We start from the raw sequence: 21,253 nt of genomic DNA on the forward strand, positions 1-21,253 counted from the left end.
CCGCGCGCCCCCGGTGCGCCTCACTCGAACAGCGAGTTGACCTGCTCGTTCGCCTGCGTCAGCGAGTCGACCGGGCGGCTGCCGATGTAGACGGCGTCCATGACGGGCTTCATGATCGAGAGGATCTCGGCCGCGTTGTCCGTCACCGGGTAGAGGACCGTGCCGCCGTCGTCGACGAGGTCGGTGAACGGCTCCACGTCGACGCCCTTCTCGGCGAACGCCGCGATGGCCGCCTCCGTGCCCTCGGGCCGCGCCGGGAAGATCACGCCCTCCTCGCCGACGATGGTCTGGCACTCGCTGCCGCCGAGGAACTCCACCCAGCGGGCCGACTCCTCGGGCACGCTCGTCTGCGCGCTGATCGAGTCGCCGAGGCCGTTGTACATCGAGACCGCCTGGCCGATCGGGCCGGTCGGCACGCTCGTGATGCCGAGGTCGACGCCCTCGAGGCGCAGGTAGCTCGAGATGGTCCACGAACCGTCCGCGACGAGCGCCGCCTGCCCCGAGCCGAGCTGCTGCGTGAGGTTCGGCGCGGTGCCGACCCGCTCGAACGACGGGAAGTACCCCTTCTCGACGAGCCCGAACAGCCAGCCGATCGAGGCCTGGAACCGCGGGTCGTCGTAGTGGTACTCGTCGCCCCAGACGGGCGCGTTCGTGAGCTCCCACCCGGTGCCGCCCGCGAGCCACGACCACTGCGTCTGGCCGTTGGTGTCGCCGGCGCCGTTCGAGCCGAGCCCGTAGGTGACGACGTTCGTCGGGTCGAAGCCGGGCTCGTCGCCGCGCACGCCGGCGGCGTCGACGCTGAGGTGGGCGATCACGTCCTCGAAGGTCCCGCCGGTCTCCGGGTCCCAGGTGAGGCCCTGCAGGTCCTCGGGTGCGTACCCGGCCTCGGCGAGCACGTTCTCGTCGTAGAACAGGGCGATGGTGTCGAAGTCCTTCGGCGAGCCGTACTGCTTGCCGTCCTGGCCGGTCCAGAGCTCGGCGAGCCCCTCCTGGTAGTCGGCGGGGTCGAGGTCGGCGGTGGCCTCGAAGTCGTCCAGGGGCAGGATCACGCCCCGGTTGACGAACTCCGGGTACTTCGTGAGGTGGTCGGTGAAGACGTCCGGCCCGGCCCCGGCGACGAGGCCGGCGGTGAGCTTCTGCCAGTAGTCGGCCCAGCCGTACTGGGTGATCCGGATCTCGACGTCGGGGTTCTGCGCCTCGAACGCGTCGGCGCACTTCTGGTAGCCGGGCAGCTGCAGCGACTCCCAGAGCCAGTAGTCGACGGCGACGCGGTCGTCGGCGCCGGGCAGTCCGGCGGCCGAGCAGCCGCCGAGGGCGACGACGCCGGCAGCGGTGGCGACGCCGGCGACGAGCGTCCGGAGGCTCCGGCGACGACGGGCGCTCCGGTCGCGGGACGAGGGGGTGCGGGTGGCGGGCATGGCGGTCCTCACTTGATCCCGTTGAAGCCGATGTTGGCGACGATCCTCTTGGCGAAGACCGAGAAGAGCACGATCATGGGCAGCGCCGCGACGAGGGTCGCGGCCATGAGGCCGGACCAGTCCGGGCCTCCCGACGGGCTCTGGGCGCGGAAGGCGCCGAGCGCGACCGTGAGCACCCGCGAGTCGTCGGTGTAGCTGACCATGAGCGGCCAGAAGTAGTCGTTCCACTGCGTCATGTAGGTGAGGATGCTGACGGTCGCGATCGGCGCCGTCGACATCGGGATCACGAGCTTGAAGAAGATCGCGATCTTGCTGGCACCGTCGACGAGGGCGGCCTCCTCGACCTCCTTGGGCACGTTGAGGAAGAACTGCCGCAGGAAGAAGATCGCGAACGGCGTCATGAACAGGCTCGGCAGCATGATGCCGAACAGGTTGTCGATGAGCCCCAGCTGCTTCACGAGCAGGAAGTTGGGCAGCAGCGTGAAGATCACCGGCACCATGAGCGAGAGCAGGAACGCGCCGAAGACGAGGTCGCGGCCCTTCCAGCGCAGGCGTGAGAACGCGTAGGCGGCCATGGCCGAGAAGAACACCTGGAACACCGTGACGGTCGTGGCGACGATCACCGAGTTGCCGAGGTACCGCCAGAAGTCGAGCTTCGCGCCCGAGCCGCCGTCGGCGATGGCGTCCTCGACGCTCTGTGCGCCGAAGACGCGGGCGAAGCCGTTCCAGGTGGGGTCGACCGGCAGCAGCGAGGTGGCGTTGGCGTAGAGGGCGCCGTTGCTCGACAGGGCGGTGCGGAGGATCCAGTAGAACGGGAAGATCGTCACCAGCAGGACGACGCCCATGACGGCCCAGGCGAGGACCTTGCCCCAGCGGATCGGGCGACGCGGGCGGGCCTGGCGGTCGTGACCCGTGCCTCCTGGGCCGGTGCCGGGGCTCCGGCCGGCGGCGCGGTCGTCGTCGGCGCGGTCGGCGGCGACGGGCAGGGTGGCGCTGGCTTGCACATCGGACACGGTCGGCTCCTAGTTCAGGTCGGACTGGCCGGCGCGCGTGAGCCGGTACTGGAAGAAGGTGACGACGACGAGGATCACGAGCATCGCGACGCTCAGCGCCGACGCGTAGCCGAAGTCGAACTGGGCGAAGGCCTTGTCGTAGATGTAGACCTGCAGCATCCGCGAGGCGTCGACGGGGCCGCCGCCGGTCGTCACCGAGACGGTGTCGAAGACCTGGAACGAGCCGATCACCGAGATGATGAGCACGATGCCGAGCACGGGGCGCAGCAGGGGCATGGTGATGCTGCGGAACATGCGCCACTCGCTGGCGCCGTCGACGCGGGCCGCCTCGTAGTAGTTGGCGGGGATCGCCATGAGCCCGGCGAAGAGCAGGAGGGCCGTGTAGCCCAGGTGCCGCCAGACGTTCACGGCCGCGATGGTGGGCACGACCCAGGTCTCGGTGGTGAAGAAGCCGATCCGGTCGAGGCCGATCCACTCGAGCAGCTGGTTGCCGATGCCGAGCTGGAAGTCGAGGATCCACAGGAACACCAGGGCGGCGACGACGTTCGAGACGAGGAACGGCGCGAGGACGATGCCGCGCAGCACGGACGAGCTCGTCAGCCGCTGCATGAGCACGGCGATGCCGAGCGCGATGACGGTCTGCGCGCCGATGTTGAGCACCACGTAGTACACGGTCACGCGGGCGGCGTTCCAGAACACCGGGTCGGCGACCAGCTGCCGGTAGTTGTCGAGGCCGACGAACTCGGCGGGCGAGAGGAGGTCCCACGAGGTGAAGCTCAGCCAGATGCCGCGCAGCAGCGGCCAGAAGTAGAAGGCGACGAGGCCGATCGTGGCCGGGAGGACGAAGAGCAGCGCGAGCTTCGTGTCGTCCGGTCGTCGTCGTGTGCGGGAGAGCGCCGCGGACCGGGTGCCCGGTGCGCCCTGCTCTCGCGTCGTGCTCGGGGGTGCCGTCGAGACTGCCATCAGACTCCTTCGTCCTGGTCCGCGTCGTCGCGGACGGTGGCCGGGGCGTCCCTCGGTCGAGGGGCGCCGCCGCGGCCAGTGTCCACCGACCGCGGGGTGCTCACAACCCCGTGAGGTCACAGGCGGGTAACGAAATGGAAACGCTTCCAATTCGTCGGAGGCCCGGCTAGGGTCGGCCCTGACCGTCCCCCACCAGCCGCGATGGAGCAGCCCGTGACCGTTCTCGACACCGACCAGACCACGACGATCCGCTGGGGCGGCGACGCCCTCCGGCTCGTCCTCGAGCACGACGCGGGGTCGCCCGTGCGACTCGTCGCGATCGAGGAGGGCGGCACGGGGGCGACCCGGGACGCGACGGGGGCGAGCGCCTCCGAGGAGGCGACCAGCGCCTCCGGCCGCCCCGGTCCGCTGCAACCCGTCGTCGAGGTGCTCTCGCCCGCCTGGGGGCGCAGCAACAACAGCTACCGCTACGCCGAGACCGCCCTCGGCGTCGGCCTGCGCCACCGCGGCACCCGCACCAGCACGGGCGCCGACGGCACCGAACGGCTCGAGGTCGAGCAGGTGCACGCCGCCAGCGGCCTCGTCGCCGTCAGCGTCTACGAGCAGCGCCCCGGCGTCGCCGCCGTGCGGACCTGGACCACCGTCTCGCTCGAGCCCGGCAGTGACCCGCTGCCCCTCTGGGCCGTCTCCTCGTTCGCGACCGGCGCCGTCGTCTCGGACTCGCCCAACGACGTCGACCTCTGGCACGCCGAGACCGGCTGGTGCGCCGAGAACCGGTGGGGATCGCAGCCGTTGCGCTCGCCGGGGCTCGTGCGCGTCGACCGCACCGCCCGCGGCGAGACCAGCCGCAACCGGATCTCGGTGACGAGCGTCGGCTCGTGGTCGTCGGGGGTCGTCAACCCGATCGGCGCCGCGCAGGACCGCTCCACCGGGCGCACCCTCGCCTGGCAGGTCGAGCACAACGGCGCCTGGACCTTCGAGCTCGGCGAGAGCCCCGCCTGGGGCCTCGGCGGCGTGCCGCTCGAGGAACGCCTCTTCAGCGAGGAGCCCTTCGGCCCGCCCCGGGGCGACCGCTCGCGCGACGGCGCCTACGTCTCGGTGCTCGGGCCGACCGACACCCTGCACCAGTGGTCCGTCACGCTGCGCGGCGACGACTCCTTCACCACGGTGCCCGTGTCGTTCACGGTCGCCGGCGCCCTCGACGACGCCTTCGGCGCGCTCGCCGAGCAGCGCCGCGCCACCAAGCGGCCGCACCCGCAGGACGCCGTGCTGCCGATCGTCTTCAACGACTACATGAACACGCTCGAGGGCGACCCCACCGAGGGCAAGCTGCTGCCCCTGATCGACGCCGCCGCCCGCGTGGGCGCCGAGGTGTTCTGCATCGACGCCGGCTGGTACGACGACACGGCCGGCTGGTGGGCGAGCGTGGGCGACTGGCGGCCCTCGACCGCGCGGTTCCCGTCCGGGCTCGGCTCGGTGCTCGACCACGTGCGGTCGCGCGGCATGGTCGCCGGCCTCTGGCTCGAGCCCGAGGTGGTCGGCGTCACCAGCGAGGCCGCCCGCACGCTGCCCGACGACGCGTTCCTGCAGCGCGGCGGCGTGCGCATCGTCGAGCACGACCGCTACCTGCTCGACCTGCGCTCGACCGCGGCCAGGGCGCACCTCGACGAGGCCGTGGACCGCCTGGTCGGCGAGCTCGGGGTCGGCTTCTTCAAGCTGGACTTCAACGTCACGCCCGGTGCCGGGACCGATCTCGACGCCCCGTCGGTGGGCGCCGGGCTGCTCGAGCACAACCGTGCGCTGCTCACCTGGCTGCACGGCGTGCTCGACCGCCACCCCGACCTCGTGCTCGAGAACTGCGGCTCGGGGGCCATGCGCAGCGACGCCGCCATGCTCGGCGTGCTGCAGCTGCAGTCGACCTCCGACCAGCAGGACCCGCTGCTCTACCCGGCCATCGCGGTCGGGGCGCTCGCGCACGTGCTGCCCGAGCAGGCCGGCAACTGGGCCTACCCGCAGCCGGGCACGACCGACGAGGAGATCGTCTTCACCGAGTGCACCGGCCTCGCCGGGCGCCTCTACCAGGCGGGCGTGCTGAGCCGCATGGACGACCACGGCCTCGACCTCGTCGCCGACGCCGTGCGGGTCCACAAGGAGCTCCGCCTCGACCTCGCCCGCTCCACGCCGCGGTTCCCGACCGGGTTGCCCACCTGGGACGACGACTGGGTCACCGTCGCCTTCGACGTGCACGACTCGGCCGACACCGTCGTCGTCGCCTGGAGGCAGGCGCACGCGACGGGCACCGTCGAGCTCGCGCTGCCGCACCTCGGCGACGGCGACGTGCACCTCGAGCAGGTCTACCCCGCGCAGGAGGTCGGGGCGGCCTGGTCGGCGACCCGCACCTCCGGCGGCCTCCGGCTCGAGGCGCCCGAGGGGGTCGCGGCGGCGCGGGTCTGGCGGGTGAGCGCCGCGTAGGACGCGGGGCGGGCCCGCGTCGCGGGGCGGGCCCGCGTCGCGGGGCGGGCGCGCGTCGCGGGGCGGGCCCGCGTCGCGGCGGGCCCGACCGCTCGGGTCAGAGCAGGTCGGCGAGCACCGCTGCGGTCCGGTCCGGGGCCTCGAGGTGCAGGTCGTGGTGCACGCCGGTCAGGCGGCGCAGCTCCCAGCCGGCCTGCTCGAAGCGCGCCGCGACGGCGTCGGGCAGCACGGCGGGGGAGTCGTCCGTGAGCACGATCGCCGAGGGGACCCCGGGCGGGCCCACCTCGACCGGGTGGAAGGCCACGTCGCGGAACACGCCGAGCGCCATCCGTCGGTCGAACCGCGACCCCGCGCCGTCGAGCGCGGCCCGGACCTCGGGGCCGTAGGCCGCCCTCGCGGCGGCGCTGCGCCGGGCCTGGACGGCCCCGCTGACGCCGAGCGTGACGAGCGGCACGGCCCAGAAGAGCCGGCCCGCCAGTCCGGTCGTCGGCAGCGCGAGCGCGAAGCCCGGGTCGAGGTAGACCGCCCGCCGGGGCTGCAGCCGCCCGACCGCACGGGCGAGCACCGCGCCGCCCAGCGAGTGCCCGACGACGCCGTCGAGCCCGGTCGGCAGGGCGGTGGCGAGGTCGTCGGCGAACTCGTCCAGTCGGTACGACGACGCCCGGTCGCTCCGTCCGTGCCCTCGCAGGTCGACGGTCGTGATCGTCCACGAGCCGGTCGCGAGCAGCTGGTCGACGAGCGGCTGCCAGGTGCCGCCGTCCCCGCCCAGGCCGTGGACGAGCCCGACGTGCCGCTCGCCGTCACCGGTCGTGGTCGTGTGCAGGCGCATGCGACCATCCTGCCCGCCGGCGCCGTTCGCGCGACCGGGGCGCGGCCCCTGTCCGCACGGCCGGGCCGGGCCTCCTGCCGCACGGGCCGGGCCGCGCCTCCTGCTGCACGGGCCGGGCCGCGTGCTGCACGGGCGGGACCGTCTCCCGCGGGCCGCCGTGGCCGCCCGCCTGCGACGCACCCGCCCGTGGGCGGGGAGCGGTGGCGCGTGCGCCCGACGCACCCGCCCGGGGCGGCGGGCGCGCACCGCGGTCGGGCTCCGCCCCCTCAGCCCCGCCCGGGCGGCGGCGCGCTCGACTCGCGCGGCACGAGCACGGGCGGCAGCGCCACGTCGTCGGGAGCCGGGCGGCCCTCGATCCGGGCGACGAGCTGCTCGAGGGCCAGTCGGCCGAGCGCGTGCCAGTCCATGCGCACGCTCGTCAGCGACGGGGTGAGCAGGCGCGAGACGGGGTCGTCGTCGAAGCCGACGACGCTGAGGTCGTCGGGCACCCTGCGCCCGGCCTCCGCGAGGCCGCGCAGCGCCCCGAGCGCCGTCTCGTCGTTGAAGCAGAGCAGGGCGGTCGCGTCGGCAGGCAGCACGTCACGGGCGGCCAGGAGGCTCGAGGCCGGGTCCCACGAGACGGGGATCGGCTCGGGCACGCGGCGACCGTGCTCCTCGAGGGTGCGCCGCCAGCCGGCGGTCCGGCCGCGGCCCTCCTCGGGCGGGGGGCCGACGCTGAGGTGGTGCACGGTCTCGTGGCCGAGGTCGAGCAGGTGCTCGGTGGCGAGGCGTGCCGCCAGCTCGTCGTCGATGTGCCCGTGCGGCAGGTGCGACACCCGCGACCCGATGCGGCGCGCCGACGTGGCGTGCAGGGTCGACGGCAGGCGTTGCAGGGCGGCGGTGACCTGGTCGTCGAACTCGATGCCGACGATGCCCGCGAGCGGTTGCTTGAGCAGCAGCTCGACGGCGGCCGTGACGTCGGCCGGGTCCTCGCTGCGGACCACCGAGACGGCGGCGATGAGGCCGTGCTCGCCCGCCGCCTCCTGCACGCCCTGGATCGTCGAGTGGTGGCCCGTCCGACGAGTGTCGGCCGCGAGCACGCCCACGATGCGGTTGCGCCCGCTCACCAGGGCCCGCGCGGCCTCGTTGGGCCGATAGCCGAGCTCGGCGACCGCACGCCGGACGGCCGCGCGCCTCCGGTCGCTCACCTGGTCCGAGCCGTTGAGCACCCGCGACACGGTCGCGATCGAGACGCCGGAGGCCCGGGCCACGTCGGCGATGCCCGGGCGCTTCGGCGGGGTGGCGGGCGGCATGCTGCGACTGTAGCCCCGGGTCGGTGGCCGAGGGCGCGGGGCGTCCCCCTCGCCCCGGCCACCGCCGGGCGGGTGCGTCGTCCGCGGGCCGTCGTGGACGCCCGCCTCCGACGCACCCGCCCGGAGGCGCGGATCAGCCCAGGTGGCCCCGACGGCGGCGCAGGCCGAGGGCGAGCCCGCCGAGCGCGACCGCCAGGAGGGCCAGCGCGGCCAGCAGCCCGGTGCCCGTGCTCCCCGTGAAGGCGAGCGGGCCGCCCGCGGTGGCGACGGGCGGGGCGGAGGCGTCCGCGCCTCCTGCGCCTGCGCCGGGAGCGGGAGCGGGGTCGCCGGGAGCCGGCTCGCCCGCACCCGGGTCGCCGGGGGCAGGAGGCGCGGCGACGTCCGCCACGGACACCGCGACGGCGAGCGTGGCCGCAGCGAACGGCGTCGGGGCGAAGTCGGGCAGGTCGCCCGCGCTCGACACCGTGACCGTCGCCGTGCGCTCGCCCGGCGTCGCCGGGGTCGTCGACCCCGTGACCAGCCAGTCGTCGCCGTCGGGCACGACCGTGGCGGGCACGGGCACGCCGTCGCCCCAGTCGACGGTCGCGGCCAGGGACCGCGCCTCGTCCGACAGCACGGCCGGGGTGGGCGTCACGCGCGACGTCGCCGGGAACGGCCAGGTCCGCGGCGCCAGCGCGGCCCGGGCGAGGCGGGCCACGAACGGCTCGCCCACGGTCGCCTCGACGGGCTCGTCGACCGGCGCGAGGTCCAGGTCGGCGGCCTCGTACGACGAGACGCTCGGCACGGCGTCGCCCGCGCCCGTGCCCCAGGTGAGGCCCTCGGGCGATTCGACGAGGTCGAACGCGAGGGCGGCGCCGTCCTGCAGCTCCGAGACGTCGAGCCAGGTCTGCGAGCGGGCCTCGCCGTCGACCGTGAGGCCGCGGACGTATCGCGGGCCCTCACCGGACGCGCCCGGGGCGTCGACCGTGACGACGGCCCCGCCGTCGAGCGTGATGCGCGCCGACTGCACGCGCGGGGCGTTGACCGCCATGATCCCCGAGCCGGGCTCGACCGGCATCATGCCGAGCGAGGCGAGCACGTACCAGGACGACAGGGTGCCGAGGTCGTCGTTGCCGACGCCCCCGCCCGGTGCGTCGGGGAACCGGGCCAGGTTCGCGGCGAGCACGTCGCTCGTCCTCGTGGGCTCGCCCACGAAGCCGTACAGCCACGCCGTGCCGAGCATGGGCTCGTTGCCGGGGTTGTAGCCGATGCTCGAGTAGTAGTCGCTGCCGCCGGTCGCCCACGAGTCGGGCGAGACGCCCGGCTGCGCGCGCAGCGCGTCGATGTCGACGTACTGGTCGAGGCGTTCGAGGAACGCGTCGCGGCCGCCCATCGCGTCGACGAGGCCGGGGACGTCCTGCGGGGCCATCCACTGGTAGTTCCAGGCGGTGCCCTCGTGGAACCCGGACTGCTGCACGGGAGCGAGCTCCTCCACGGAGTTGAAGGCGCCGTCGGGCCCGACCGCGTTCACGATGCCGGTGTGACCGCCCGTGAGCTCGACGTCGGGATTCCACAGGTTGCGCCAGTTGCGACCGCGGTCGAGGAACGCCCGCGACTCGTCGTCCTTGCCGAGGCGCTGGGCCGCGGCGCCGATCGCGGCGTCGGCGACGGCGAACTCCATCGTCGCGCTGCCGCCGTGGCGGTACTCCTCGTACTCGCCGCCGAGGCCGCCGCCGTCCTCCGCGTACCAGGGCACGTGCCCGTTCTCGAGGTAGAACTCGGCGCTCTGCCGGCCGACCGAGGCGACGTCGGCAGGAGGCGCGGTGGTCGCGTTCTCGACCAGCTGGCCCCAGAGCTCGTCCGAGATGTCGTCGGGCACGGTGCCCAGGGCGAAGTTCTCGGCGAGCCACGGCGACACCGGGTCGCCGGCCATGATGTTCGTCTCGAGCGCGCCCAGCGACCAGCGCGGCAGCCAGCCGCCCTCGACGCGGGCGGCGTGCATGGACCGGACGATGTCCTCGGCGCGGTCGTGCTCGAACAGCGCGTGCAGGGTGGCCTGCGTGCGGTAGGTGTCCCAGAGCGAGAAGCGCTGGTGGTAGGTCCAGTCGTCGGCGACGTGCTCCTGCAGGTCGAGGCCGAGGTAACGGCCGTCGACGTCGCTGCCCACGGTGGGCGAGAGCAGGCTCTTGTAGAGCTGCGTGGTGAAGACGCGCAGCTCCTCCTCCGTGCCGGTGGTCACGTCGATGCGCCCGAGAGCGTCGTCCCACTCGGCCTCGGTGGCGGCGCGCACGGCGTCGAAGCCGAGCCGCTCGTCGCCGGTCGTCGTCTCGGCGAGCCGGTTGCCGCGGGCGCCCTCGACGTCGACGAACGAGACGCCGACGCTGATCTCGACGTCGTCGTCGACGGTCGTGTCGAAGGTGGCGACGGCCCCGTTGAGGCCGGTCTCGGCGGCGCTGGCGTCGGAGCCCTCGACGTACGCGCCGTCGGCGCCCCAGGTGCCGCGGCTGGCGACGTCACGGTCGAACTCGGCGCTGAAGTGGTAGCGCACCCTCTCGTCCGTGCCGCCGCAGAAGCCGCCGTTGTCGACCCAGCCCTCGAGGGTGCGGTCGTCGACCCAGGTGACGGAGCTCGCGCCCGCGTCGCGCAGCGTCTGGCCCACGTTGAACGACACGTTGCCGGTGCCGCCCGCGGGGAACGTGTAGCGGTGCTCGCCGACGCGCGTGCTGGCGGTGAGCTCGGCGGTCGTGCCGTCCTCGAGCTGGGCCGTGTACCAGCCGGCGTGCGCCTGCTCGGTACTGGCCTGGTCGCGCAGGGGGATCGCCCGGCGCTCCGTCACGGGCACCGCCGAGCTGCTGGGCGTGACGAGGACCTCGCCCGCGGCCGGGCAGCCGGCGCTGTTGACGTGCTGGTGGCTGAAGCCCCAGACCTCGCCCGCCTCGACGCTGTACGACGTCGACTGGTACGAGTTCGAGTTGTCGGGGCTGAGCTGCACCATGCCGAACGGGGCGGTCGCGCCGGGGAACGCGTTGCCCTCGTCCTCGGTGCCCACGAAGGGGTTCACGAGCGAGGCGCGCTCGCCGTCGACGGCGGTCGCGGCCGACGCGGGGGCAGGAGGCGCGACGGCGGTGAGCGCGCCCGCCCCGAGGAGCGTCGCCACAGCCAGGAGGCCCGCGGTCGTCCTGCGAGCCGGTGCGGCGGCGGGGTCGGAGCGCCGGGGGCGCCTCCGGGGATCGGTGGTGGGGTGCTGCACGCTGGGCGTCCTCCTCGACGTCGATGCGGCTCCGGTCGGCAGGGGGACAACGTTGTCAAGATGCGCGACGACATCGGCGGACCAGAGGTCCGGCCAGTGTCGCACGGACCCTCGGCGCCCGTCGACTCGCGCTCGGAGGGCAGGGCGACGACAATGAGGGGGTGCGCCCGTGCGCCACCCCGAGACCCGCACCCCGCGTGCCCGTGCCCAGGAAGGCCCCACCATGAGCAGCCCCGTCGTGAGCAGCCCCGCCGTCGCCGCCCCCCGTTCCCCCAACCGCGGCATCGGCGTGCTGTTCGGAGCCCTCTTCGTGGCCCTCGGCGTGTGCGGCTTCTTCGTGTTCCCGCTCGGCACCTTCTTCGACACCGAGGGCGGCGAGCTGCTCTGGCTGGGCATCAACCCGGCGCACGTCTTCCTCTGGATCATCTCGGGCGCGGCCCTCGTGATCGCCGGCACGGCGGGCGTCGGCTCGGCCCGCACCATCAACGCCTGGGTCGGCGCGCCCATGCTCGTCCTGGGCGTCGTCGGCCTCTTCGTGCGCGGCACCGACCTCAACCTGCTCGCCTTCACGATCCCCAGCGCGCTGCTGTGGATCGCGGCGGGCGCGCTCCTCCTGCTCACGGCCGTCGGCGCCGACCGCCCCCGCGGTACGGTGGCGCGCCGCTCCTGAGAGCCCGCCCCGACGTCGCCGTGGCCCGGCTGCACCCCTGGTGCAGCCGGGCCGCTCGTCTGTAGGGTGGGCCCAGGAGTTAGGGTCACCTCACCTGCAGGTCGCCCGGCTCGTCGCCCGCGACCCAGGAGGTGCCCGTGTCGAACGTCCTGCCCTTCTGCGAGGTCCTGCACGAGCGCACCGCGTCACGCCCGGCCGACGCCGGCTGCGACTTCATGACCGACCTGCTCATCGGCCGCGGCACCCGCGACGACTACGTCCAGCTGCTCGCCCAGCACTTCTTCGTCTACGAGGCCCTCGAGGCCGCGGGCGAGCAGCGGGCCGCCGACCCCGTCGCCGCCCGGTTCCTGTCGCCCGCACTCACCCGGCTGCCCGCGATCCGCTCCGACCTGGCGTTCCTGCTCGGCGACGACTGGCGCGACCGGATCGAGCCGCTGCCCTCCACCCGCGAGTACGTGCAGCGCCTCTCCGACGTCGCCGCCACCTGGACCGGCGGCTTCATCGCGCACCACTACACGCGTTGCCTCGGCGACCTGTCGGGCGGGCACATCATCCGCTCGGTGCTGCAGCGACGCTTCGGGTTCGACACCAACGGCGTCGGCTTCTTCCTCTTCGCCGAGGTCGCCGAGCCCAAGGCCTTCAAGGCCACCTACCGCGAGCAGCTCGACGCCGTCGACTGGACGCACGACGAGCGCGAGCGCGTCATCGACGAGGTGCTCGTCGCCTACCGGCTCTGCACGGCGCTGTTCGCCGACCTGGCCGCGGCCAAGGCCGGGCGGTCCTCGGCGGCCTGACCACGCCTCCTGCGTGCGGGTCGGCGGGCCCGGCGTCAGCCGAGCACGCCGAGGTGCTCGAGCAGGATGTTCGTGCCGATGAGGATCAGCACGATCCCGCCCGCGATCTCGGCCGGGCGGCCGAAGCGCACGCCGACGCGGTGGCCGACGAGCACCCCGACGAGCGTGAGGACGAACGTCGTCGCCCCGATGAGCAGCACGGCGCCGCCGATGGGGACGGGCAGGAACGCCAGCGTCACCCCGACGGCCAGCGCGTCGATGCTCGTCGCGACCGAGAGCACGAACAGCTCTCGCAGCGAGAGCCGGTCGGTGTCGACGTCGCGGTCCTCGTGGGGCGTGCGCGCCTCCCAGAGCATCTTGCCGCCGACGAGCACGAGCAGCCCGAACGCGACCCAGTGGTCGACCTCGGCGATGACGTCCGCGAAGGCCGTGCCGAGCAGCCAACCGAGCAACGGCATGATCGCCTGGGCCGCCCCGAAGGCGAGGGCGATGAGCAGGGCGGAGCGCCCGACGGCACGCTTGACGTGCAGGCCCTTGCCGAGGGCGACGGCGAAGGCGTCGGCGGAGACGCCGACGGCGATGAGCAGGAGGGCCCAGGACGACATGGTGCGAGCAGCGCCTTTCCGAGGTGAGAGGGGCAGCGCTGCCCGGACGACCTGACGATCCTGCCACACTGCCGCGCGTGAAAAGTGCTGATCAGAAGTGTTCGGACGCCCGAAATCAGCTGTGCAGGGCACCGCGTGCGGACCTTCGTGGGGCCGGTGCGGGCGTTCGTGCCCCCGGGTACCGTCGGACCTCGACGACAGGAGGCGCCATGAGCGACAGCACGCCCGCCCACGACCCGCAGGACCCGACCGGCTCGACCGGCACGACGGGCACGACCGGCCCGATCGACGACGGCCAGGTCGACGACCCGCAGGCGCACGACGGTCCGTCGGAGGCCGAGCAGCGGTCACAGGAGGCCGCGCTCGCCACGGTCGCCGATCGGGAGCCCGAGCTCGCCGACCACGCCCGACGGGCCGAGGGGCAGCACGGCGCGACGCCGGGCGACACCACGGAGCCGCTCGGCGGCGTCCTCTCGGGCGAGCGCGACTACGTCGCCGTCGACCCGATGGGGCTCTCGGGCGACCAGGACGTCCCGAAGGGAGACGAGGAGGTCGGCCGGGGCAGCGTCCATGACACCGCGCACGACGGGCAGCAGGCCGAGGGCCAGGGCTGACGCCTCGCCACGCGACCCCAGGAAGCCGCCTGCACCCCAGATCGAGATCCGGGGTGCAGGCGGTTTCCTGGGGTGCGGGCGCCGCCGGGCGCCGCCGGGCGCCGCCGGGCGCGTCAGGAGGCGGCGGCGCCCGAGTCCTCGGCGGCGCGGATCGCGGGCACGCGCGTCGCCTGGCTCATGAACCGGCGCACGTCGAGGTCGACGATGATGTCGGCGGGGCGCAGCGGGCGCGAGAGGTAGAGCCCCTCGAGCGCCGTGATGCGGCTGAGCGCCACGTAGGTCTGACCGGCGCTGAACACGCGCGTGCCGAGGTCGACGATCGCGCTGTCGTAGGTCTTGCCCTGCGACTTGTGGATCGTGACGGCCCAGGCCAGGCGCAAGGGGAACTGCGTGAACTCGGCCACGACGTCCTTCTTGAGCTGCTTGGTCGAGGCGGAGTACGAGTAGGCGAACTTCTCCCACACGGCGGGCACGACCTCGTGCTCCTCGCCGTCGACCTCGACGAAGACCGTGTCGCGGACCTTCGTGACGACCCCGGTGCTGCCGTTCACCCAGCGCTGGTCGCTGTCGTTGCGCAGGAACATCACGCGCGCGCCCGGCTTGAGCTCGAGGGCGTCGTCGGCCGGGTAGGCGCGGCCGCCGAACTCGCCCGACACCTCGGCGCGCGCGGTGAGCACGCGGCCCGGCAGGCGCTCGAGCTCGACCTTGTTGATGCGGGTGACGGTGTCGTTGCGGGTGGCGAGCGTGAGCGCGCTGCCGTCGGTGGGGGCCGGGCGGGCGCCGGCGCCGTTGAGGGCGCCCGCGATCTCGGCGGTGACGCGGCCGTGGCGCACGGCGTTGAGCATCTCCTTGAAGTCGCCCTCGGTCTGCCGGTGGATGAACGCCAGCTCGTAGATGCGCAGCGTCGCGTCGTCCCACACGTGGGCGTCGAAGAACCACATCGAGCGGTAGTTGTCGCGGAAGTACTCCCGCTCCTCGAGGTCGCCCGGCACCGGTGGCAGCTGGTACGGGTCGCCGAAGAGCACGACCTGCACCCCGCCGAACGGCTCGTGCCGCCGCTGGCGGGCCTGCCGCAGCGAGCGGTCGATCGCGTCCATGAGGTCGGCGTTCACCATCGAGACCTCGTCGATGACGAGCGTGTCGATCGTGTTCAGCAGCTTGCGCAGCTCGGCGTTCTGGTCGATGTCGTGGTCGGCGATGAGGCCGATCGGCAGGCGGAACAGCGAGTGGATCGTCTGGCCGCCGACGTTGAGCGCGGCGACGCCCGTGGGGGCGCAGATGACGACCTGCTTCGAGGTGTTCCACGCCAGGTGGGCCAGCAGCGTCGACTTGCCGGTGCCCGCGCGCCCCGTGACGAAGACGTGCTCGCGCGTGTGCTCGATCGCCTCGTACACGGCGGCCTGTTCGGGCGAGAGCGCGACGGCCACGGCAGCACCACCCCTCGCTCGGTCACGTCGACGGCGGCCACCCGGCCCGGCCGTCGCGGACCCCGGCAGGTGGGCGTCCGCAGGTCTCCGATCGTACCGGGGAGCCGGCCGCACTCGGCCGAGCGGGAGGGGCGCTCCCTACACTGTGGGCATGTCGTCGTCCGTGGGGGAGGGGAGGCGGGGTCCGGCCCTGCTCCGCGTCGTGCTGTTCTGGGGTGCGGCGGCCCTGCTCGTCGTCGTGGCCTTCGTCGTGACCGTCGTGACCCTCAACGCGACGCTCTACAGCGCCTCCGGCTTCGCCCGCAGCTACGTCGCCGCGGTCGACCGCGGCGACGTGCAGAGCGCGCTCGCCTACGCGGGCGTCGAGCCGAGCGACGCCGACGGCGACGCCCTGCTCACCGTGCCGTCGCGCGGGGGCCTCGACGACGTCCGCGCGATCGACGACGTCCCCCTCGACGACGGCACGCACGCCGTCACGCTCGGCTACACGGTGGACGGCGAGCCCGCGCAGTCGCAGTTCGTGGTGCAGCAGACGGCGAACCGCTTCGGGCTGTTCCGCGCCTGGCGGTTCGCGCAGGCCCCGGTGGCCTCGCTCGACGTCACGCCGCAGCACGACCCGCGGTTCCGCGTCGACGGCCGCACGGTCACCGCGGCCCAGGCCGACGTCGCCACCCGGTACGTCGTGCTGGCCCCGGCCACCTTCGAGATCGACCACGAGAGCACCTGGCTCACCGCCGAGAGCGAGCGCGTGGTCGTGCCCTCCGCCGGCGGGACGGTCGCGGCGTCGGTGGCGACGGAGGCGAAGGAGTCCTTCGTCGAGACCGTCCAGGACGACCTCGACCGGTTCCTCGACGAGGAGTGCCTGCCGCAGCGCGTCCTGCTGCCCGCGGGCTGCCCCTTCGGCCGTCAGGTCGACGACCGCCTGCTCGACGAGCCGGTGTGGACGATGCCCGCCCACCCCGTCGTCGAGATCGTGCCCGCACCCACGCCGGGCCAGTGGCAGGTGCCGGCCGTCCCCGGCACGGCGCACCTCGAGGTGCCCGCGCAGCGGCTCTTCGACGGCACCCTGTACACCGTCGACGACGACGTCCCGTACACGGTGTCGTACCTCATCACCATCGGCACCGACGACGCCCTGACCATCGAGGCGCAGTAGCGGCGCAGGAGGCGCGCCCCGGCCGCCTACCGGACGCTCGCCCGGCGCAGCGACAGGGTCGTGCCTCCTGAGGCGACGAGCACGAGCGCGACGCCGGCGACGATCAGCCACCAGGTGCGGAAGGCCCCTGCGATGTCGCCGAGCGACGGCGCGAGGAGCAGCAGGAGGCCCGCCAGCAGGAGCACCGCGACGACCGCGACGCCGAGCGGCCCCCGCGGGCCGAAGCGCAGCCACACGGCCCCGAAGGCCGAGCCGATCGTGAACGCCGCGAGCGAGCCGAGGAGCACCACGAGCAGCAGCACGCCGACGTTCCCCGAGCCCAGCACGGCGGTGTCGAACACGTAGATGCCGACGAACCAGTGGCCGGTGAGCAGCTCGAGGCCGAGCAGGAGGGCCGACACGGCGGCGAGGTAGGCCGACACGATCAGGTGCGTGGCGAGCGTGCCCGCCGCGAAGCCGCGACGCGTCGTGCCGAGCGAGGAGGCCAACGGGAACATCGACGACACGCTCGCGACGCCCGTGGCCACGAGGTACCCCGACACCGACCAGGCGAGGGCGGGGTTGTTCCGGGCGCCCTCGGCGTACTCGGGCGAGCTCGGCGTGAGGCCCGTGGCCCGCTGGATGGCGAGCTGGATGATGACCGTGGCGACGGCTGCCACGAGCATGATCACGAGCGGCACGAGGAACCAGGTGGTCCGGCGCACGAGCTGCAGGCGGACGACGGCGGCGGTGCGGTTCACGACAGGGCTCCTTCGGTGGGGGCGGACGCGGTGGGGGCGCCGGGGGTGCCGACGGGGGCCGCGGGGGCGTCGGCCGCGCCGGCGCCGAGCGCCGCGACGACCTGCTGCAGCGACACCGAGCCGAGCTCGACCCCGGCCTCGCGCGCCTCGCGGCGGAGCGCGTCGTCGAGGCGGCCCTCGACGGTGACGCTCGCGAGACCGCCGAGGGCGTGCCGGGCGAGCACCCGCCGGGCGCCGACGAAGCGCTCGACCGCGCCCGCGGCTCCTGCGACCGACCAGGCCGACGCCCGCGCGGTCTCGACGTCGGCGTCGAGGACGACGCGCCCCTCGTCGAGCACGACGACGTGCTCGAGCAGCGACTCCGACTCGTCGACGAGGTGCGTCGACAGCAGCACGGTGCGCGGGTGCTCGGCGTAGTCGGCGAGCAGGCGGTCGTAGAAGATCTGCCGGGCGGTCGCGTCGAGGCCCAGGTAGGGCTCGTCGAAGATCGTGAGCGGTGCCCGCGAGGCCAGCCCGAGCACGATGGCGACGCTCGACGCCTGGCCGCGGGACATCTTCTTGATGGGCGTCCTCACGGGCACCCGCAGGTCGGCGACGAGGTCGCGGGCGAGGGCGGCGTCCCAGCCGGCGTGGAACGCGGGGGCCACCGAGAGCACGTGGCCGATGCGGAAGTCGTCGGGCCAGCGCTGGCTGTCGCGCACGAACGAGGTGCGCGAGAGCACCTCGACGCTCTCGACCGGGTCGTGCCCGAGGGTGCGGACGCTGCCCGAGCTCGGGCGCTCCTGGCCGGCGACGAGCGAGAGCAGCGTCGTCTTGCCGGCGCCGTTGCGACCGAGGAGGCCGCAGATCGAGCCCTCCCGGACGCTCGTGGTGACGCCCGCGAGGGCGGTGGTCGACCCGTAGGTGCGGTGCACCCCGGAGACCTCGATGGCGGTGCTCATGACTGGTCCTCCTGCTCGATCATGTGCGTGAGCGCTGCGGCGTCGATGCCCAGCGCGGCGGCCTCGCGCACGAGCGGACGCACGTACTGCTCGGCGAAGCGGGCGCGACGCTGCTCGACGAGCAGGTCGCGGGCGCCGGGGGCGACGAACATGCCGATGCCCCGGCGCTTGTAGAGCACCCCGCGGTCGACGAGCAGGTTGACCGCCTTGCCGGCCGTGGCGGGGTTGATGCGGTAGAACGCGGCGAACTCGTTCGTGGACGCGACCTGCTGCTCCTCGGCGTAGGTGCCCGCGAGCACGTCGTCGGCGATGCGGTCCGCCAGCTGCTGGAAGATCGGGGTGCTCTCGTCGAACACGACGACCTCCTCCCTGTTGGTTCATTACTTGAGTAATGAACCTAGGGACCGGGGCGAGCCGTGTCAAGGGGCAGGAGGCGCGGGGTCGCCCGGTGCGCAGGTCCCGCCCACGCCCCGTCCCCGCCCGCACGGTCGCGCCGCCGCCGCCCGCCGCCCGCACGGTCCCGCCGCCCGCCGCCCGTCGCCCGCCGCCCCGGTGCGCCGCCCCGTCCCCGCGGTCGGCCCGCCTCCCCCGCTCGGCCGACGCCGGTCCGTCCTCGGGGCGACGCCACCGGCCGTCCCGTTCTGGTGGACTGGTGCCATCCCACCCAGGAGGAGTCGCCGTGCCCCGTCCCACCCCGAAGACCACCCCGGTCGTCGCCGCAGCCCTCCTCGCGCTCGCCCTGCCCCTCGCGCTGGGCGGCTGCACCGTGACCGACCTCGCGGTGCCCGCGGCGGCGACGACGACGACCGGCGCGACGTCCGCGCCCGACGTCCGCGCGACTCCTGCCCTCGTCGACGGGGTCGAGGCCGAGCTGGACGCCCTCGAGGCCGAGCACGCCGCCCGCGTCGGCGTGCAGGCGATCGACACGGGCGACGGCCGCGTCGTCGCGCACCGGGCCGACGAGCGCTTCGGGTTCGCGTCGACCCTCAAGCTCCCCGCCGCGGCCGTGCTGCTCGACCGGACCACCGACGCCGAGCTCGCCGAGACCGTGCGCTGGACGACCGCCGACGTCGAGGCCGCGGGGTACTCGCCGGTGACGGGCGAGCACGTCGCCGACGGGCTCCCGCTCGGCGAGGTCGCCGAGGCCGCGGTGCGGCAGAGCGACAACACCGCCATGAACCTCGTGCTCGAGCGCCTCGGCGGGCCGGAGGGGCTGGGCGACGCCCTCGTCGAGCTGGGCGACGACGTCACGAGCGTCGACCGCACCGAGCCGACGCTCAACGACGTCACGGCCGGCGACCCGCGCGACACGACCACCCCCGCCGCCTTCGCCTCGCTGCTCCGTGCCGTGGCGGTCGACGACGCGCTCGACCCCGACGACCGTGCGACGCTGCTCGACTGGGCCTCCGGCAACGCGACCGGCGACGCCCTCGTGCGCGCGGGCGCCCCCGAGGGCTGGGTCGTGGCCGACAAGTCAGGAGGCGCGGGCCCGATCCGCAACGACGTCGCCGTGGTCACGCCCCCGGGTCGCGCACCGATCGTGCTCGTCGTCCTCACGACGCGCGACGACCCCGCGGCCCCGTACGACGACGCCCTCGTCGCCCGCACGGCCGAGGTGGTGCTCGGCGCCCTGCGCTGACCCGCGGATGCTGTGCCGCCGCGCCGCGCCGCCGCCGCCGCCGCGGCCGCGCCGCCGTCGCCGGTCGGCGCCCTGCGGTCGCGCCCGACTGCGCCCCCGTTCGTCCGGCACCCCGGCGCCCGCCCCTGCGCCAGGAATCTGACGCGGAACCAGCCAGGTGACTGGTTCGCGCGCAGACGACTGGTTCCGCACGCGGGCGGCCGGGCGCGCGGCCGGGCGCGCCGGCGGGCGGGGGCCGCGGCGGACGGGACGTCCGCGCCCTGGTGGTCCGCACCTCCTGCGCGTACACTTCATGCAGACGCATGAATATGGAGGACCCCATGACGCATCCCCTCGAGCTCGGACTCGACACGTTCGGCGACGTCACCGAGACCGCCGACGGCACCCTCGTCAGCCACGCGCAGGCGATCCGCGACCTGGTGGACCAGGCGGTCCTCGCCGACCAGGTCGGCCTCGACTTCATCGGCGTGGGCGAGCACCACCGCGTCGACTTCGCCGTCAGCGCCCCCGAGGTCGTCCTCGCGGCGATCGCGGCCCGCACCGAGCGGATCCGCCTCGGCTCGGCCGTGACGGTGCTGAGCAGCGACGACCCCGTCCGCGTGTACCAGCGCTTCGCCACCGTCGACGCGGTGTCGCACGGGCGCGCCGAGGTGATCCTGGGCCGAGGCTCGTTCACCGAGTCGTTCCCCCTGTTCGGCCTCGACCTGCAGGACTACGAGGCGCTCTTCGAGGAGAAGATCCAGCTCTTCGCCGAGCTGCTCAAGGACGAGCCCGTCACCTGGCAGGGAACGAAGCGCGGCTCCCTGCAGGACCAGTGGGTCTACCCGCGCCCCGAGAGCGGCACCCTCAAGACCTGGGTCGGGGTCGGTGGTTCGCCGCAGTCGGTGATCCGGGCCGCGCACTACGGCCTGCCGCTGTTCCTCGCGATCATCGGCGGCCAGCCCGCCCAGTTCGCCCCCTACGCCGACCTCTACCGGCGGGCGCTCGCGCAGTTCGAGAAGCCCGACCAGCCCATCGCGATGCACTCGCCCGGCTTCGTCGCCGACACGGACGAGGAGGCCCTCGAGATCCTCTTCCCGTACCAGGAGGCGCAGACGAACCAGCTCGGACGCGAGCGCGGCTGGCCGGCGTACACGCGCGCGCAGTACGAGCACAGCGCCGGCCCCGAGGGGGCCCTCTACGTCGGCTCGCCCGAGACGGTCGCGCGCAAGATCGTCCGCAACCTGCGGCTGCTCGGCGCGACCCGGTTCGACATGCGCTACAGCATGGGCCTGCTGCCGCACGCCCACATGATGAAGAGCATCGAGCTCTACGGCACGAAGGTGGCGCCCCTCGTGCGCGAGCTCATGGCCGAGGAGCCCGAGCCGGCCGCGGCGACCGTCACCGCCTGACGCCGCGCCCGCCGGGCGCACGTGCCGCGCCCGCCGGGCGCACGCCACGCACGAGGGCCG

Annotated in this window: 18 protein-coding genes; 7 read left to right on the forward strand and 11 right to left on the reverse strand. The window is 74.1% G+C overall.

Going from position 1 to position 21,253, the window contains the following annotated elements; genetic code table 11:
* Window positions 1–20: 20 nt before the first annotated feature.
* From ACYVHQ_RS07220 to ACYVHQ_RS07230, 3 genes are all read right to left on the reverse strand, one after another.
* Complete coding sequence (locus ACYVHQ_RS07220) at window positions 21–1,418, reverse strand: ABC transporter substrate-binding protein (RefSeq protein ID WP_460511571.1); 1,398 nt, start codon at window positions 1,416–1,418, stop codon at window positions 21–23.
* Between the two features lie 8 nt (window positions 1,419–1,426).
* A complete protein-coding gene (locus tag ACYVHQ_RS07225; RefSeq protein WP_460511877.1) occupies window positions 1,427–2,296 on the reverse strand; it encodes a carbohydrate ABC transporter permease in 870 nt (289 codons plus the stop codon).
* A gap of 144 nt (window positions 2,297–2,440) precedes the next feature.
* A complete protein-coding gene (locus ACYVHQ_RS07230; protein WP_460511573.1) occupies window positions 2,441–3,394 on the reverse strand; it encodes a carbohydrate ABC transporter permease in 954 nt (317 codons plus the stop codon).
* A gap of 213 nt (window positions 3,395–3,607) precedes the next feature.
* On the opposite strand from ACYVHQ_RS07230, the gene ACYVHQ_RS07235 reads away from it, so the two are divergent.
* Window positions 3,608–5,866 carry a glycoside hydrolase family 36 protein gene (locus ACYVHQ_RS07235; protein WP_460511575.1) on the forward strand — a complete coding sequence of 753 codons (2,259 nt, stop codon included), beginning with the start codon at window positions 3,608–3,610 and terminating at the stop codon, window positions 5,864–5,866.
* Window positions 5,867–5,963: 97 nt separating this feature from the next.
* Here the strand turns inward: ACYVHQ_RS07235 and ACYVHQ_RS07240 are convergent, their stop codons facing one another.
* The 3 genes from ACYVHQ_RS07240 to ACYVHQ_RS07250 form a co-directional block, all read right to left on the reverse strand.
* Window positions 5,964–6,695: an alpha/beta fold hydrolase gene (locus ACYVHQ_RS07240; RefSeq protein ID WP_460511577.1), complete on the reverse strand. Its 732-nt coding sequence runs from the start codon at window positions 6,693–6,695 to the stop codon at window positions 5,964–5,966.
* 266 nt (window positions 6,696–6,961) lie between these two features.
* Complete coding sequence (locus tag ACYVHQ_RS07245) at window positions 6,962–7,987, reverse strand: LacI family DNA-binding transcriptional regulator (protein WP_460511578.1); 1,026 nt, start codon at window positions 7,985–7,987, stop codon at window positions 6,962–6,964.
* A 133-nt stretch (window positions 7,988–8,120) separates the two neighbouring features.
* Window positions 8,121–11,216: a GH92 family glycosyl hydrolase gene (locus ACYVHQ_RS07250; RefSeq protein WP_460511580.1), complete on the reverse strand. Its 3,096-nt coding sequence runs from the start codon at window positions 11,214–11,216 to the stop codon at window positions 8,121–8,123.
* A 223-nt stretch (window positions 11,217–11,439) separates the two neighbouring features.
* Here ACYVHQ_RS07250 and ACYVHQ_RS07255 point away from each other — a divergent pair, with 223 nt between their 5' ends.
* Window positions 11,440–11,886, forward strand: a complete 447-nt coding sequence (locus tag ACYVHQ_RS07255) for a DUF4383 domain-containing protein (protein WP_460511582.1) — start codon at window positions 11,440–11,442, stop codon at window positions 11,884–11,886.
* Between the two features lie 137 nt (window positions 11,887–12,023).
* Window positions 12,024–12,680, forward strand: coding sequence for a biliverdin-producing heme oxygenase (locus tag ACYVHQ_RS07260; RefSeq protein WP_460511583.1), 657 nt, complete (start codon window positions 12,024–12,026; stop codon window positions 12,678–12,680).
* A 35-nt stretch (window positions 12,681–12,715) separates the two neighbouring features.
* Here ACYVHQ_RS07260 and ACYVHQ_RS07265 read toward each other — a convergent pair whose 3' ends face one another.
* A complete protein-coding gene (locus ACYVHQ_RS07265) occupies window positions 12,716–13,285 on the reverse strand; it encodes a manganese efflux pump MntP (protein WP_460511585.1) in 570 nt (189 codons plus the stop codon).
* Window positions 13,286–13,494: 209 nt separating this feature from the next.
* On the opposite strand from ACYVHQ_RS07265, the gene ACYVHQ_RS07270 reads away from it, so the two are divergent.
* Window positions 13,495–13,899 carry a hypothetical protein gene (locus tag ACYVHQ_RS07270; RefSeq protein WP_460511587.1) on the forward strand — a complete coding sequence of 135 codons (405 nt, stop codon included), beginning with the start codon at window positions 13,495–13,497 and terminating at the stop codon, window positions 13,897–13,899.
* A gap of 113 nt (window positions 13,900–14,012) precedes the next feature.
* On the opposite strand, the gene ACYVHQ_RS07275 is transcribed toward ACYVHQ_RS07270, so the two are convergent.
* Window positions 14,013–15,326 (reverse strand): ATP-dependent DNA helicase, encoded by a 1,314-nt coding sequence (locus ACYVHQ_RS07275; protein WP_460511589.1) that lies wholly within the window; start codon window positions 15,324–15,326, stop codon window positions 14,013–14,015.
* 151 nt (window positions 15,327–15,477) lie between these two features.
* On the opposite strand from ACYVHQ_RS07275, the gene ACYVHQ_RS07280 reads away from it, so the two are divergent.
* The gene (locus ACYVHQ_RS07280; RefSeq protein ID WP_460511591.1) at window positions 15,478–16,482 is read left to right on the forward strand and encodes a hypothetical protein; all 1,005 of its coding nucleotides are present in this window, start codon (window positions 15,478–15,480) and stop codon (window positions 16,480–16,482) included.
* A 26-nt stretch (window positions 16,483–16,508) separates the two neighbouring features.
* Here the strand turns inward: ACYVHQ_RS07280 and ACYVHQ_RS07285 are convergent, their stop codons facing one another.
* From ACYVHQ_RS07285 to ACYVHQ_RS07295, 3 genes are read right to left on the reverse strand one after another with little or no spacing between them, the layout of a single operon-like run.
* Window positions 16,509–17,222, reverse strand: a complete 714-nt coding sequence (locus ACYVHQ_RS07285) for a hypothetical protein (protein WP_460511593.1) — start codon at window positions 17,220–17,222, stop codon at window positions 16,509–16,511.
* Window positions 17,219–18,163, reverse strand: coding sequence for an ATP-binding cassette domain-containing protein (locus tag ACYVHQ_RS07290; RefSeq protein ID WP_460511595.1), 945 nt, complete (start codon window positions 18,161–18,163; stop codon window positions 17,219–17,221). Before ACYVHQ_RS07290 ends, ACYVHQ_RS07285 begins: the two co-directional genes overlap by 4 nt.
* Window positions 18,160–18,519, reverse strand: coding sequence for a GntR family transcriptional regulator (locus ACYVHQ_RS07295; protein WP_460511597.1), 360 nt, complete (start codon window positions 18,517–18,519; stop codon window positions 18,160–18,162). Before ACYVHQ_RS07295 ends, ACYVHQ_RS07290 begins: the two co-directional genes overlap by 4 nt.
* A 323-nt stretch (window positions 18,520–18,842) precedes the next feature.
* Between ACYVHQ_RS07295 and bla the strand changes: the two genes are divergently transcribed.
* Window positions 18,843–19,802, forward strand: a complete 960-nt coding sequence (gene bla, locus ACYVHQ_RS07300) for a class A beta-lactamase (RefSeq protein ID WP_460511599.1) — start codon at window positions 18,843–18,845, stop codon at window positions 19,800–19,802.
* 320 nt (window positions 19,803–20,122) lie between these two features.
* Window positions 20,123–21,193 (forward strand): LLM class flavin-dependent oxidoreductase, encoded by a 1,071-nt coding sequence (locus ACYVHQ_RS07305; protein WP_460511600.1) that lies wholly within the window; start codon window positions 20,123–20,125, stop codon window positions 21,191–21,193.
* Window positions 21,194–21,253: the final 60 nt, after the last annotated feature.

It is taken from the genome of Frigoribacterium salinisoli (assembly GCF_054781095.1).

Coding starts and splice junctions, on each gene's coding strand:
- ACYVHQ_RS07290 (WP_460511595.1), bottom strand. CDS start 18,163: ATGAGCACCGCCATCGAGGTCTCCGGGGTGCACCGCACCTACGGGTCG.
- ACYVHQ_RS07240 (WP_460511577.1), bottom strand. CDS start 6,695: ATGCGCCTGCACACGACCACGACCGGTGACGGCGAGCGGCACGTCGGG.
- ACYVHQ_RS07305 (WP_460511600.1), top strand. CDS start 20,123: ATGACGCATCCCCTCGAGCTCGGACTCGACACGTTCGGCGACGTCACC.
- ACYVHQ_RS07270 (WP_460511587.1), top strand. CDS start 13,495: ATGAGCGACAGCACGCCCGCCCACGACCCGCAGGACCCGACCGGCTCG.
- ACYVHQ_RS07245 (WP_460511578.1), bottom strand. CDS start 7,987: ATGCCGCCCGCCACCCCGCCGAAGCGCCCGGGCATCGCCGACGTGGCC.
- ACYVHQ_RS07265 (WP_460511585.1), bottom strand. CDS start 13,285: ATGTCGTCCTGGGCCCTCCTGCTCATCGCCGTCGGCGTCTCCGCCGAC.
- ACYVHQ_RS07230 (WP_460511573.1), bottom strand. CDS start 3,394: ATGGCAGTCTCGACGGCACCCCCGAGCACGACGCGAGAGCAGGGCGCA.
- ACYVHQ_RS07255 (WP_460511582.1), top strand. CDS start 11,440: ATGAGCAGCCCCGTCGTGAGCAGCCCCGCCGTCGCCGCCCCCCGTTCC.
- ACYVHQ_RS07280 (WP_460511591.1), top strand. CDS start 15,478: ATGTCGTCGTCCGTGGGGGAGGGGAGGCGGGGTCCGGCCCTGCTCCGC.
- ACYVHQ_RS07220 (WP_460511571.1), bottom strand. CDS start 1,418: ATGCCCGCCACCCGCACCCCCTCGTCCCGCGACCGGAGCGCCCGTCGT.